The organism is Nostoc spongiaeforme FACHB-130 (assembly GCF_014698475.1).
Classification (GTDB): Bacteria; Cyanobacteriota; Cyanobacteriia; order Cyanobacteriales; family Nostocaceae; genus Nostoc_B; species Nostoc_B spongiaeforme.
Genome location: NZ_JACJTB010000083.1, coordinates 1 through 13,822, shown reverse-complemented (window position 1 = coordinate 13,822; position 13,822 = coordinate 1). Strand labels below are relative to the sequence as shown.

Genomic DNA, 13,822 nt, shown 5'->3' with positions numbered 1-13,822 from the left:
CATGTTGCCGCTAAAATCACCAGTCATACTCTACGCCTTTTTCTGCGTCAGCGTTTTGGTATTGATGTGCTTACTTTTGAACAGCATCCTCTGGCTTCATTCACATAAGGCGTAATACCCAATTTTTTATAATTCAGGCAGGCTCAAGTTAGTCAGTAATACGAATTTACCCATCAAAACTAAATCTCAAGTTTTTTAGCACGAGTTTAGGGGTGTATGTATCTAAAATTCTTTGACACCTAAATCCAATCTTCGCAGACTATCTTAGTGCCTAAGACCTATTACTATACAAACCATCAATGTAATTTGATATTACAGAGGTTAAAAGCACAATTATTGAACTTATATCAAAAAATGTTACAAAAACTCATTTTGTTGCCTCAGTATTTTAATGTGATATTTTGAACAATTTGAATTTAAAATTCCAGCAACTTTATAAGACAGTCTGTATATGTGAAAATCCGCAAAATTTCAGATTAAATACTGAAATTTATCAACACCATAAAATTGTCTTAAAAGAATAAGATTTGTTTAAATAAAATTTGTTAAGCTGCTCAATTAGCTCTCATCCTTCGCATTTCAATTTAGTCTTTTAACTGATGAGAGTGCCTCAGCCAAAGCATAATCAGGAACCTTGGCATCATAGCTGGATGAGCCAAGCTGCTTTATTTAAAACATCTACTGAGTCAATTTTGTGGGTGTAGATATCAAAATTTATAGTCAAAATAGCGAGATAAAACCGTGAAATATTTTTTTCTTTCGGAAGGATGGAATATTGGTAGAGTTTGGTCGTCTGATGGGTTGTGGCAAATCACCGCATGGCGACGGCAACCAGATATTCAGAGGATGAATATTTGTATAGTAGAAAACAATGAATTACTCTGGCTTTATCGTACAGAAGAAGCAGTTTTAACAATAGAAGTTAAACCCTCAACCTCAGAAATTGCCACTCAAACAATCGGTCAAGTAGTACTTAAGCGTTTAATGAGTGCCGAACAGGTAATTGAACGTCTCAATACAGCCGAAGCCAAGTGTCAGCTACAAAACATCCATTTGGTGACACAGTAATTTGTCGTAGCAATCGTCAATAGGGATTAGGGAAAGATTGGGCAGGTATATGGCAGATCCCGAATTTCTCACGCATAGGTAGCGGGTGTGGGGAGAGAGGGGGAGTGTGGGGAGTGTGGGGAGTGTGGGGAGTGTGGGGGGAAAGATTTCTTCACCATCCTCCCACCCCTCCCACACCTCCCACACCTCCCACACCTCCCACCCCCACTCCCTTAATCTACGTAAATGAAATTCTGGTAGAGATTTGTGAGAAGATAACACAGATGGAATACCGATCGCATCGATTTACCCGCTTGCAAACAATTCCATCAATAGTTACACTTTTTAAAACATTCTCATTTTTGCATGGCGATCGCGTAGACGACTACAAGGCTGCTGCCAACAAGGTTAGCTCGCTCGATTACCCGAATACCAACCCGGTATTTGCCGAGTTCTATTAGAACCAGGGAGAGTTTTATGAAAAAATTCTTGGAGAAGACAAGCGATCGAAACCCCAAAAGGTCAAGCAACCGCAGCGTCTAAGTGTTGCCAAAGCCACACAGTCTGTCTTGTAAAGACTGAGCCGTGGTTAAACTCAGAACCCTGGCAATAAAAAAACTCAGAGAATTCTTTAAAAAAGCGGTCTTCGCCAATTTAAAGAACTCAGTAAATAAATTGCTTTGTAAACATAACTCTTCGAGGAGGAGCGTAGTCGATGGGACTACCTTGGTACCGAGTACATACAGTTGTTCTGAACGATCCAGGGCGGCTGATTTCTGTACACTTGATGCACACAGCCCTGGTGGCAGGCTGGGCTGGTTCAATGGCGTTATATGAACTCGCTATTTATGACCCCAGCGACCCTGTTCTCAACCCCATGTGGCGACAAGGGATGTTCGTGCTGCCCTTCATGGCACGTCTAGGTGTTACCCAATCTTGGGGCGGCTGGAGCGTCACTGGTGGCCCTGCTACCGACCCTGGTTTTTGGTCTTTTGAAGGTGTAGCTGCTGCTCACATCGTACTTTCTGGTTTATTATTCTTAGCCGCAGTTTGGCACTGGGTTTACTGGGATTTGGAACTCTTTAGAGATCCTCGGACTGGTGAACCAGCACTAGACTTGCCAAAAATGTTTGGTATTCACCTGTTCTTATCTGGTTTACTTTGCTTTGGCTTTGGTGCATTCCACCTCACCGGACTTTACGGCCCTGGGATGTGGGTTTCTGACGCTTATGGAGTCACAGGTAGCATCCAGCCAGTAGCACCAGAATGGGGGCCGGATGGCTTTAACCCCTTTAATCCTGGTGGTATTGTGGCTCACCACATTGCCGCAGGTGTAGTTGGTATTATTGCTGGTTTATTCCACCTCACAGTTAGACCACCCGAAAGGCTATACAAAGCCCTACGGATGGGTAACATTGAAACCGTACTTTCCAGCAGTATTGCGGCGGTATTCTTCTCGGCTTTCGTTGTGGCTGGTACCATGTGGTACGGTAGCGCAACCACCCCCATCGAATTGTTTGGCCCTACCCGTTACCAATGGGATCAAGGCTACTTCCGTCAAGAAATCAACCGTCGTGTACAAGCCAGCGTTGCTGGTGGTTCAAGCTTGTCTGAAGCTTGGTCACAAATTCCCGAAAAACTGGCATTCTACGATTACGTTGGTAATAGCCCCGCCAAAGGTGGTTTGTTCCGTACAGGCCCTATGGTTAAGGGTGATGGTATTGCTCAGTCTTGGCAAGGTCACGCAGTATTCACAGATGCTGAAGGTAGAGAATTGACTGTCCGTCGTCTACCTAACTTCTTTGAAACCTTCCCCGTAATTTTGACCGACAGCGATGGTGTTGTCCGCGCTGACATTCCTTTCCGTCGGGCAGAATCTAAATATAGCTTTGAACAAACTGGTGTCACCGTTAGCTTCTATGGTGGTGACTTAGACGGTAAGACCTTCACAGATCCTGCTGATGTGAAGAAATATGCTCGTAAAGCTCAAGGCGGCGAAATCTTTGAATTTGACCGCGAAACCTTGAACTCTGACGGTGTATTCCGTACCAGTCCTAGAGGTTGGTTCACCTTTGGACACGCAGTCTTCGCTTTATTGTTCTTCTTCGGTCACTTATGGCACGGCGCTCGGACAATCTACCGAGACGTATTTGCTGGTGTAGAAGCCGACCTAGAAGAGCAAGTCGAATGGGGTCTATTCCAGAAAGTGGGTGATAAGTCAACCCGCCGGAAGGAAGCCCTCTAATTATTTAGTGCTGAGTAATGAGTAAAGAGTTCTGAGCAGAGTCTTGAACTCAGCACTCAGCACTCAGCACTCATTACTCTAAGGAGCTTTTGAAATGGAAAGCGTTGCATACATTTTAATTTTTACTTTGTGTATAGGCGTTCTGTTTTTTGCGATCGCCTTCCGCGAACCTCCCCGCATTGAGAAAAAAGACGAGTAGTAGGTTACTATTACCAAGCTTTGCAAAACACAAAATATCCGCCGTTAGCTATAACGGCGGATATTTTACTGAGTTTGGAAGTTTATAAAAATCTCTTCTACCTTATGGCTGATAGCCAAATGCCATTGTTTATATGATATAATCTTCTATCTGGAAGTTGATATGTGTTAACACTAGCTTTCTACGCTAGGATTAATAAGGGACGTAAGCGTATACTGGTCTTCAGTGGCTTACACAGGCATTATCATTATGTCACAAAACTTTACGGAGACTAGAACCAGGAACAAATCAGCATGGTCAATCAGAACATAACCGCTACAGAAATTGGATTTACTCACGAAGATTTCGCTGCTCTACTTGACAAATACGACTATCACTTTAGCCCTGGAGATATTGTACCAGGAACGGTTTTCAGTATAGAGCCGCGCGGCGCTCTGATTGACATCGGTGCTAAAACAGCAGCATATATCCCCATACAAGAAATGTCTATCAACCGGGTAGATGCCCCGGAAGAAGTTTTACAATCAAACGAAACACGGGAATTTTTCATCCTCACCGATGAAAACGAAGATGGTCAGTTGACCCTCTCAATTCGTCGTATTGAATATATGCGGGCTTGGGAGCGTGTACGTCAGTTGCAAGCAGAAGATGCAACTGTTCGTTCTGGCGTATTTGCGACAAACCGTGGTGGTGCATTAGTACGGATTGAGGGATTACGTGGATTTATCCCTGGTTCCCACATTAGTACCCGCAAACCCAAAGAAGAATTAGTGGGTGAAGAACTACCCTTGAAGTTCTTGGAAGTAGATGAAGAGCGTAACCGCCTAGTTTTATCTCATCGTCGGGCGCTGGTTGAACGTAAGATGAACCGCCTCGAAGTTGGCGAAGTAGTAATTGGTACAGTTCGCGGTATCAAGCCTTACGGTGCTTTCATCGACATCGGTGGTGTCAGTGGCTTGTTACACATCTCAGAAATTTCTCACGAACATATCGATACACCTCACAGCGTGTTCAATGTCAATGATGAAGTGAAAGTGATGATCATTGATTTGGATGCTGAAAGAGGTCGGATTTCTCTATCTACCAAACAGTTGGAACCAGAACCCGGTGATATGATTAAAAACCGTGATTTGGTTTACGATAAAGCTGAAGAAATGGCAGCTAAATATCGTGAGCAACTGTTAGCTAAACAACAAGGTATTACCTTACCAACTAGTGAAGAAACTGTAGCTGAAGAAGAGATTCCAGCAGCTGTTGAAGAAGAGATTCCAGCAGCTACTGAAGAAGAGATTCCAGCAGCTATTGAAGAAGAGATTCCTGTAGCTATTGAAGAGTAAGATTAATAGATAATTGCATTCAAGCTTGAAAAAAGAGGGATATTCCCTCTTTTTTTATTAAACAGAATTCAGGAGTCAGGAGCTAGAATTCAGAATGAAATTTTGGCTTCTAGGTGGTGCGTCTTTTTCCCCTACTGATTTTATTCTGACTCCTGAATTCTGACTTCTGAATTCTTCTTCAAGGCATTTTTAAACAGGGTGAAAAATTTTGGCAACTATTCAATGTAAGAATATTACTTTTGATAACATACAAGCGATTTTTTTTGACAAAAACGGCACGTTGGAAGATTCAGAAGTTTATTTGCGATCGCTGGGACAAAAAGCAGCCAGAATTATCGATGCTCAATTTCCGGGAATCGGTGAACCGTTATTAATGGCTTACGGTATTGATAGTAATTCTCTCGATCCGGCTGGTTTAATGGCGGTGGGTAGTCGCCGCGAAACTGAAATCGCCACAGCCGGCTATATTGCGGAAACTGGTAGAGGATGGTTTGAATCTCTCAAAATCGCCCGTCAAAGTTTAAACGAAGCCGAAAAATATCTCGAAGCATCTCCCGCACCGCTTTTTTCTGGGAGTTTGGAGTTATTACAGTCCCTCTCCACCGCCGGACTGAAACTGGGAATTATCTCAGCAGCCACCACCGCCGAAGTACAAGCCTTTGTGGCTCGGTACAATTTGGGTGATTATCTTCCAGTCCAAATTGGTGTGGATGATGGCCCTGGTAAACCAGATCCAACATTGTTTTTACAAGCTTGTGAAGTGGTAGGAGTAGAACCAAGCGCCGCACTCATGGTTGGCGATGCTGTTGGCGATATGCTTATGGCAAAAAACGCCAAAGCCGCAGGGTGTATTGGGATTACATGGATTGGTAAATCAGATCATGTCCAAGGTGCGGATGTGGTGATTAATCAACTGAGTGAAATTAAAGTTTTGGAGTAAAGTGCTGAGTGCTGTAAACTGCGCTCAACCTTCTTTTAGTAAGCTGATCGAGCATTGAGCGGAGTCGAAATGCGTCTTCTATGTGTATCCACCTACTTATAACTCTGATTTGATTTGAACTCCAGCTTGAACTGGGTCAAAATCTGGGGGAAAATGGGTGTTGCGATCGCAATCTGCTTTATCTAGCTTTGTACCTTGAAGATTGGCTTGGCGGAGATTGGCTGACATTAATAAAGCACCCCGCAAGTCTGCATCTGTGAGGTCAGCTTGGGAAAGGTCGCAATAACTGAGATCACTTCCCCTGAGATTTGCACCTCGCAAATTGGCTGTACTTAAGTCCGCGTAACTCAAGTCAGACCCTTTGAGATTAACACCTTGTAAGTTGGCATCACCAAGTTCAGCCCTCTCAAAATCCCGTTGTCCCTCAGCGTACTTTTCTAAAAGAGTAGCCACCGCATTAATTGGCTGTTGATAATTGACTTCAGACATAAAACAGCCCCAAAGATTGTTGATTCAAATTCATCATAAAACTGCTGATGCCAAAAATCACCAGAGAAATTGCATCAATTTATCAAATTATAGTAATAGTAATTTACAAGAATATTCTCTATCCTCACAAGTTCCTCAAATTTTTTTTATAAGTTCAAAAATAAACAATCATCGCCTTTCCTCATCTGTTGAGGTACAAATTTATCTGTGTCTATCTGTGTCCATTTGCGGTTAGTTTTTTATTTCCATCACATTGTAAATTGGCAAATTTATCACTAATTTTGAGTGCATTAAAGCAAACGAAAAAAATGAATGCAACTGTCATGGTGATTGGTTACGGTAATGACTTGCGGAGTGATGATGGCATTGGTCAAAGAATTGCTGATGAAATTGCCTCTTGGCATTTATCGGCGGTGAAATCCTTAGCAGTCCACCAACTGACACCCGAATTAGCTGATGCTTTAGCAAATGCAGAATTAGCAATTTTTGTGGATGCTTATGTACCTTCAGAATCTTTTGATGTGCAGGTACAATCGCTTTCACCTGCTGTTGATCATGCGATCGCTGGACATACTGCCGATCCCCAATCACTGTTAGCTTTGACTAGAACTCTTTACGGCCATTGTCCGCCGGCTTTGTGGGTGACAGTTCCCGCAGTTAACTTTGAATTTGGCGATCGCTTCTCAGAAATCACCGAAACCGGCAAAGCGATCGCCCTCGGAAAAATTATGCAAATTTTAGACAAGTTTAAAAATTTCTGGATGAAATCAAACCCGTGCTGAACTCACGCATAGACTGAAAGCAAAAGTCTAATACTAATAATCTAGTTGTGTAGACAGGGAATAGGGAATGGGGAGTAGGGAGTAGGAAAGAAGCTTTGTCTAAATGTAATGAATTTTTACCAAATCAAATCATACTCCCATACCAAAATTGCTTTCAAGAAGACTGTTCCCACTCACCACTCCCTACTCCCCACTCCCAACTTAACTATCTTTGACCCCAACTCAGCACTTTCAACTCAGCACTCAGCACTTTAAAGGAGGATTAATGCAGAAATCTCTCAAGCCCACAAGCGATCGCGCCTTTGATATCTTGCAGGCAGAGAAGCTTAATCCCCTTGATGCCATCTTTGCACCCAAAACTGTAGCGGTGATTGGCGCGAGTGAAACACCAGGGAGTGTGGGACGCACTCTCTTGTGGAATTTAATCACAAATCCCTTTGGTGGGACTGTGTTTCCTGTAAATCCCAAGCGCCATAGTGTGTTGGGAATCAAAGCCTATCCGAAAATTGCCGATATCCCCGAAACTTTAGATTTAGCTGTAATTGCCACACCAGCACCCACAGTTCCGGGGATTATTGCTGAATGTGTTGCTGCTGGGGTGAAAAGTGCGATCGTCATTTCTGCTGGTTTTAAAGAAGCTGGTGCAGCTGGTATCGCTTTAGAACAGCAAATTCTCGCCCAAGCCCGTCGCGGTAACATTCGTATCATCGGCCCGAACTGCTTAGGGGTAATGAGTCCCTTGAGTGGGTTAAATGCTACCTTTGCCAGTGCAATGGCGCGTCCCGGCAATGTGGGCTTTATTAGTCAAAGTGGGGCTTTATGTACGGCGATTTTAGACTGGAGTTTTCAAGAAAACGTCGGTTTTAGTGCCTTTGTTTCCATCGGTTCAATGTTGGATGTGGGCTGGGGTGACTTGATTTACTATCTCGGTGATGACCCACACACCAAAAGTATTGTGATTTACATGGAATCTATTGGGGATGCGCGGTCTTTTATTTCTGCGGCGCGAGAAGTTGCCCTCACTAAACCGATTATTGTGATTAAAGCCGGACGCACAGAAGCAGCCGCCAAAGCCGCAGCATCTCATACAGGGGCTTTAGCTGGAAGTGATGCGGTGTTAGATGCAGCTTTCCGGCGCTGTGGGGTGTTGCGAGTCAATAGTATTTCTGACTTATTTGATGTGGCGGAAGTTTTGGCAAAACAGCCACGTCCCAAGGGGCCACGCTTGACCATTTTAACGAATGCAGGCGGGCCGGGAGTTTTGGCGACCGATGCGTTGATTGAAGCTGGTGGGGAATTAGCGACAATTTCACCAGATGCGATCGCATCTTTTGATAAAATACTCCCGACTCATTGGAGTCATAATAACCCGATTGATATTCTGGGGGATGCTGACCCCCAACGTTATACCCAAGCTTTAGAAATAGCAGCCACAGATCCCAATAGTGACGGCTTGTTGGTTATTCTCACACCCCAAGCCATGACCGACCCTACCCAAACTGCGGAACAATTGAAACCCTACGCCCAAATTCCTGGTAAACCAATTCTTGCCAGTTGGATGGGTGGTGCAGAAGTCACCGCCGGCGAAACAATTTTAAATCGTCAATCTATTCCTACTTATCGCTATCCAGATACAGCCACCCGCATATTTAGTTATATGTGGCAATCTAGCTATAACCTGCGGGGTATCTATGAAACACCAGTTTTGCCAGCAGTTGATCCGCAATCGGGGATACCAGACCGAAACTTAGTCGCAAAGATTATCACCTCCGCGCGTCAAGATGGGCGAACCATTCTCACCGAGTTTGAATCAAAGCAAATATTAGCAGCTTACGGCATCCCTGTTGTGGAAACTTGCGTGGCTACAACTGAGGATGAGGCGGTTAAATGTGCTGAGAGTATTGGCTATCCCGTAGTTGTCAAACTTTATTCTCATGTCATTACCCATAAAACCGATGTCGGCGGTGTGCAATTAAATCTGCGGGATGCGGAAGCAGTCAGACAAGCCTATCGCACCATCAAATCCTCCGTTGAAGAAAAAATAGCCAAAGACCCCCACTACTCAAAACTCAGCACTCAGCACTCAGCACTCAGCACTCAAAACTCAGCACTTTTTTTAGGTGTAACAGTACAGCCAATGGTGAAAACCGACGGCTACGAATTGATTATTGGTAGTAGTCTTGATCCCCAATTCGGGCCAGTGTTGTTATTTGGTGCAGGGGGACAGCTAGTAGAAGTATTTCAGGATCGAGCGATCGCTCTACCTCCCTTAAACACAACTTTGGCACGACGGATGATGGAACACACCAAAATTTACAAAGCCCTCAAAGGTGTGCGGGGACGGCAAAGTGTAGATATGGCAGCCCTAGAACAATTGATGGTTGCATTTAGCCAACTGGTAGTAGAACAACCGTGGATTAAAGAAATTGACATCAACCCCTTGCTGGCAATTCCGCCAACCGCCGTCAACTCTGGAGGATTGATTGCTTTAGATGGGCGTGTTCTCCTTCACCCACCAGATGTTACAGAAGAACAACTACCAAAATTAGCCATTCGTCCCTATCCCACCCAATACATCGACAACTGGACGATGAAAAATGGGATGTCAGTGACCATCCGTCCGATTCGTCCAGAAGATGAGCCGTTACTGGTACAGTTTCACCAAACCCTTTCCGAAGAAAGCGTTTATTTTCGTTACTTTCACCTGATTAAATTGAGTCAACGCATCACCCACGAACGCCTCACCCGGATTTGCTTTATTGATTATGACCGGGAAATGGCATTGGTAGTAGAACATCAAGACTCAGAAACCGGAATGCGGCAGATTTTAGCAGTTGGGCGATTGAGTAAACTGCACGGTACAGATGCGGCAGAATTCGCTATGATTGTCAGCGATCGCTATCAGTGTCAAGGTTTAGGTACAGAACTCGTTAGGCGCTTACTGCAAGTTGGTCGTCAAGAACATATCGGCCGAGTTACAGCCAATATCCTCTCTGATAATTACGGAATGCAGCGAGTTTGTGAAAAATTAGGCTTTCATCTGCAACCTACCAGCGACACAACTGTGATGCAAGCGGAAATTGCTTTATGAAGAGTGCTGAGTTAAAAGACCGCCCACGAGGGACGGGGCATTTACCGAGTGCTGAACATGGTAAATTATTTGATTCCCAAATCATGTATGCTGTGGGACTCGAAGTCAAAACCCATCTGGCAGAAAATACGGTGATTCAGGAAGTAGTCAAGGGTTATTTATGGGACGAGAAAGTCCTGCGAGAAGCACAAGTGATTGTAGCAACACAAATAGCTTAAAATGCGGAGAATTAAAAATTACAAATTTAAGCTATCTACATAATCAGGAAAGGCATACACAAAAACGTAGAATCATCCAAATGTAGCGATCGCATTATTCGCTACATTTTTTAATTTCCAACAAAACTGCTAAAATCCCCTTATTCCCGATAGAGAATGTGAATTTTTGATTGAATTTGCGATCAAACATGATTAATACGTGCAATCATCCAGTAACATAAATCTTATATAAACACATACACATCAATTTACCGTAGATTAAGAGGAAGCAAGGAATGAAATTTTGGCAGCGTCCCATGCAACGAACTCAGAATAGACCATATCGGTTCAGACTCAATTCCCTTAAAGGTTTTATATCGCTCACCTTGGTAGGAGCTATTTTGAGTGTGGCGCTGGCCGCCTGCTCTGGTGGAAATAGCAGCAGTAATTCTGGCGATGGCAGTCCTTCGGCTAGTACAGTTTCAGCAAATAAATCCAATGTGGAAATCACATTAGTTTCCTTTGCGGTGACTAAAGCAGCTCACGAAGCCATTATTCCCAAGTTTGTAGAAAAGTGGAAACAAGAGCATAACCAAACTGTCACCTTCAAGCAAAGCTATGGCGGTTCTGGTTCTCAAACTCGCGCCGTCATCGATGGTTTAGAAGCAGATGTAGTTCACTTAGCATTGGCTGGAGATACAGAAAAAATTCAAAAAGCCGGACTAATTCAACCAGGATGGGAAACTGAAGTTCCCAATAATGGTATTGTATCGAAATCTGTTGCGGCGATCGTTACTCGTGAAGGTAATCCTAAAAACATCAAGACTTGGACAGATTTAGCAAAAGACGGCGTAAAATTAATTACTGCTGACCCAAAAACATCTGGTGTAGCGAAGTGGAACTTTTTAGCACTATGGAATTCGGCTATTAAAACCGGTGGAGATGATGCTAAAGCCACGGAATTTGTTACCAAAGTGTATAATAACGTACCACTTTTGACTAAAGATGCCCGCGAAGCGACTGACGCATTTTTCAAGCAAGGTCAAGGTGATGCTTTAATCAACTACGAAAATGAAATTGTTTTAGCAGAACAGAAGGGCCAAAAAGTAAATTACATTGTCCCTGATGTGAATATTTCTATCGATAACCCAGTTGCTGTGGTAGATCAAAACGTTGATAAGCATGGTAATCGAGAAGTTGCAGAAGCTTTCGTAAAATTTCTCTATACTCCAGAAGCACAACAAGAGTTTGCCAAATTGGGATTCCGACCAGTTGATGAAACTGTAGCCCAAACTAAAGAAGTCAAAGACAAATTCCCCAGCGTTAAAACATTAGGCACAGTGCAAGATTACGGTGGTTGGAGTGAAATTGACAAGAAATTCTTTGCCGAGGGCGGTGTTTTTGACAAGATTCAAGCCCAAAAGAAAAGATAAATAGTCAAGAGTCAACGGTCAAGAGTCAATGAACAATAAACGGATATTAAGGCTTTATTTTTCAATGACAAATGACCAATGATCAATGACCAATCACACAGGAAAAATTGATATTATTTATGGCTGTATCTTCCCCATCCTCACCTCAAGACCTTGTTGCTGAAACTCCTGTTTGGCAGAAATTTCTGCATCAGTTGATTCATTTACCTTGGACATGGCGCATTACTTTGGCATACCTAACAGTGATGTTGTTTCTGCCCATAGCAGCTATGTTCTTAAAAGCCAGTACAGAACCACCTGCTAGATTTTGGGAAATTGCCACTAGCGATGTTGCCTTAGCTACTTATAACGTAACTTTTGTGACATCTATCGGGGCGGCGTTACTCAATGGTTTATTTGGGACTTTAATCGCCTGGGTTTTGGTGCGTTACGACTTTCCATTAAAAAGGCTAGTTGATGCCACAGTAGATTTACCTTTTGCCCTACCAACTTCTGTAGCGGGTTTAACATTGGCAACAGTTTACAGCGATAATGGCTGGATTGGTTCACTGTTAAGCCCATTGGGAATTAAAGTATCTTTCACTCGCTTGGGTGTAGGTGTAGCCATGATATTTATTTCCCTACCTTTTGTGGTGAGGACTGTCCAACCTGTATTGCAAGAAATGGAACATGACATTGAGGAAGCGGCTTGGTGTTTGGGTGCTTCCCAATGGCAAACCTTTTGGAAAGTCATTTTACCGCCTTTATTTCCGACAATTTTGACGGGTATTGCTTTGGGTTTTTCCCGTGCAGTTGGTGAATATGGCTCAACAGTAATTATTTCTTCTAATACACCCTTTCAAGATTTAATTGCGCCGGTGTTGATTTTCCAGAGATTAGAGCAGTATGACTATTCTGGCGCTACTGTGATTGGTGTGGTTTTGTTGACAATTTCGTTAATACTGCTATTGGCAATTAATTTCTTACAAGCGTGGGCTAGAAGATATGACAGTAAATGAGCCAAGATTTAACCGCAAACAACAGAAAAGTTGGGTTCCGACAGTTTTAATTGCGATCGCAATTGGTTATTTAGCTTTAATTCAATACATCCCAGCAATTAACGTTTTTGTCCAAGCCTTTAAAAAAGGAGTCGGCCCGTTTTTTGCCAACTTAACCCACCCAGCGTTTCTCCATGCAGCTTGGCTAACGTTAATATTGGCTTTAATTGCGGTGCCATTAAATACCGTATTTGGCTTGTGTGCAGCTTGGGCGATCGCGCGGCATAAATTTCCTGGTCGTGCCATAGTTTTAAGTATTATCGACCTACCCTTTTCCATCTCACCCGTAGTTGCCGGGTTAATGATTGTTTTACTTTACGGCAGAAATGGCTGGTTTGGCCCTTTTTTGCAAGCCCACGATATTAAAATTATCTTTGCCTTTCCGGGGATGGTATTGGCGACAGCATTTGTCAGTATGCCCTTTGTCGCACGAGAAGTCATTCCTGTGTTAGAAGAATTTGGTAGCGACCAAGAAGAAGCAGCTAAAACCTTGGGTGCAAAAGATTGGCAAATATTTTGGCGCGTCACACTACCTAGCATTCGTTGGGGATTACTTTACGGCTTAATTTTGACCAACGCCAGAGCAATGGGCGAATTCGGTGCTGTTTCGGTAGTCTCCGGTAACATTGCTGACAAGACTCAAAGTTTACCATTGTTTGTGGAAGATGCTTACAAACAATATGAAACCGAAGCCGCCTTTTCTGCTGCTGTATTATTAGCACTGTTAGCAGTCGTCACATTAGTACTGAAGGAAATTTTAGAACGGAAAACTCGCATCAAAGATGTTGAATGAAGTCTGAAGTAGGGGAAATTAGGGAATTCAGAAAATAAATTATCCAATTTATCTGCTTCAAAACAACTGTCTTTCCCCCTGCTTCCTGCTCCCTTGGCATTAACGTGATTGTATATTTTACGCCTTATGTGAATGAAGCCAGAGGATGCTGTTCAAAAGTAAGCACATCAATACCAAAACGCTGACGCAGAAAAAGGCGTAGAGTATGACTGGTGATTTTAGCGGCAACATG

13 protein-coding genes and 2 pseudogenes are annotated in these 13,822 nt (G+C 43.3%); 13 read left to right on the top strand and 2 right to left on the bottom strand.

Annotated elements, in window-relative coordinates:
* From H6G74_RS31980 to H6G74_RS30295, 7 genes and pseudogenes are all read left to right on the top strand, one after another.
* Positions 1-108, top strand: a pseudogene (locus H6G74_RS31980) (IS982 family transposase); the annotation flags it as partial.
* Positions 109-741: 633 nt separating this feature from the next.
* Positions 742-1,068 (top strand): hypothetical protein, encoded by a 327-nt coding sequence (locus tag H6G74_RS30320; protein ID WP_190587856.1) that lies wholly within the window; start codon positions 742-744, stop codon positions 1,066-1,068.
* A 104-nt stretch (positions 1,069-1,172) separates the two neighbouring features.
* Positions 1,173-1,508 carry a hypothetical protein gene (locus tag H6G74_RS30315; RefSeq protein ID WP_190971219.1) on the top strand — a complete coding sequence of 112 codons (336 nt, stop codon included), beginning with the start codon at positions 1,173-1,175 and terminating at the stop codon, positions 1,506-1,508.
* Between the two features lie 254 nt (positions 1,509-1,762).
* On the top strand, positions 1,763-3,292 hold the full coding sequence (psbB, locus tag H6G74_RS30310; RefSeq protein ID WP_190971218.1) for a photosystem II chlorophyll-binding protein CP47: 1,530 nt from the start codon (positions 1,763-1,765) through the stop codon (positions 3,290-3,292).
* Positions 3,293-3,386: 94 nt separating this feature from the next.
* Entirely contained in the window at positions 3,387-3,491 is a 105-nt protein-coding gene (locus H6G74_RS30305) for a photosystem II reaction center protein T (protein WP_015115729.1), read from the top strand.
* A gap of 293 nt (positions 3,492-3,784) precedes the next feature.
* A complete protein-coding gene (locus H6G74_RS30300) occupies positions 3,785-4,828 on the top strand; it encodes a 30S ribosomal protein S1 (protein WP_190971217.1) in 1,044 nt (347 codons plus the stop codon).
* A 208-nt stretch (positions 4,829-5,036) separates the two neighbouring features.
* Positions 5,037-5,768 (top strand): HAD family hydrolase, encoded by a 732-nt coding sequence (locus H6G74_RS30295; RefSeq protein WP_190971216.1) that lies wholly within the window; start codon positions 5,037-5,039, stop codon positions 5,766-5,768.
* A gap of 96 nt (positions 5,769-5,864) precedes the next feature.
* On the opposite strand, the gene H6G74_RS30290 is transcribed toward H6G74_RS30295, so the two are convergent.
* Positions 5,865-6,257: a pentapeptide repeat-containing protein gene (locus H6G74_RS30290; RefSeq protein ID WP_190971215.1), complete on the bottom strand. Its 393-nt coding sequence runs from the start codon at positions 6,255-6,257 to the stop codon at positions 5,865-5,867.
* A gap of 308 nt (positions 6,258-6,565) precedes the next feature.
* Here H6G74_RS30290 and H6G74_RS30285 point away from each other — a divergent pair, with 308 nt between their 5' ends.
* From H6G74_RS30285 to cysW, 6 genes are all read left to right on the top strand, one after another.
* Positions 6,566-7,039: a hydrogenase maturation protease gene (locus H6G74_RS30285; RefSeq protein ID WP_190971214.1), complete on the top strand. Its 474-nt coding sequence runs from the start codon at positions 6,566-6,568 to the stop codon at positions 7,037-7,039.
* Positions 7,040-7,304: 265 nt separating this feature from the next.
* Positions 7,305-10,130, top strand: coding sequence for a bifunctional acetate--CoA ligase family protein/GNAT family N-acetyltransferase (locus H6G74_RS30280; RefSeq protein ID WP_190971213.1), 2,826 nt, complete (start codon positions 7,305-7,307; stop codon positions 10,128-10,130).
* Positions 10,127-10,348: a nucleotide exchange factor GrpE gene (grpE, locus tag H6G74_RS30275; protein WP_190971212.1), complete on the top strand. Its 222-nt coding sequence runs from the start codon at positions 10,127-10,129 to the stop codon at positions 10,346-10,348. Before H6G74_RS30280 ends, grpE begins: the two co-directional genes overlap by 4 nt.
* 275 nt (positions 10,349-10,623) lie before the next feature.
* Positions 10,624-11,760: a sulfate ABC transporter substrate-binding protein gene (locus H6G74_RS30270; RefSeq protein ID WP_190971211.1), complete on the top strand. Its 1,137-nt coding sequence runs from the start codon at positions 10,624-10,626 to the stop codon at positions 11,758-11,760.
* A gap of 119 nt (positions 11,761-11,879) precedes the next feature.
* A complete protein-coding gene (gene cysT, locus H6G74_RS30265; protein ID WP_190971210.1) occupies positions 11,880-12,758 on the top strand; it encodes a sulfate ABC transporter permease subunit CysT in 879 nt (292 codons plus the stop codon).
* Positions 12,745-13,590: a sulfate ABC transporter permease subunit CysW gene (gene cysW / locus H6G74_RS30260; RefSeq protein ID WP_190971209.1), complete on the top strand. Its 846-nt coding sequence runs from the start codon at positions 12,745-12,747 to the stop codon at positions 13,588-13,590. The genes cysT and cysW overlap by 14 nt, the downstream gene beginning before the upstream one ends.
* A gap of 124 nt (positions 13,591-13,714) precedes the next feature.
* On the opposite strand, the pseudogene H6G74_RS31975 reads toward cysW, so the two are convergent.
* Positions 13,715-13,822: pseudogene (locus H6G74_RS31975) on the bottom strand (IS982 family transposase); the annotation flags it as partial.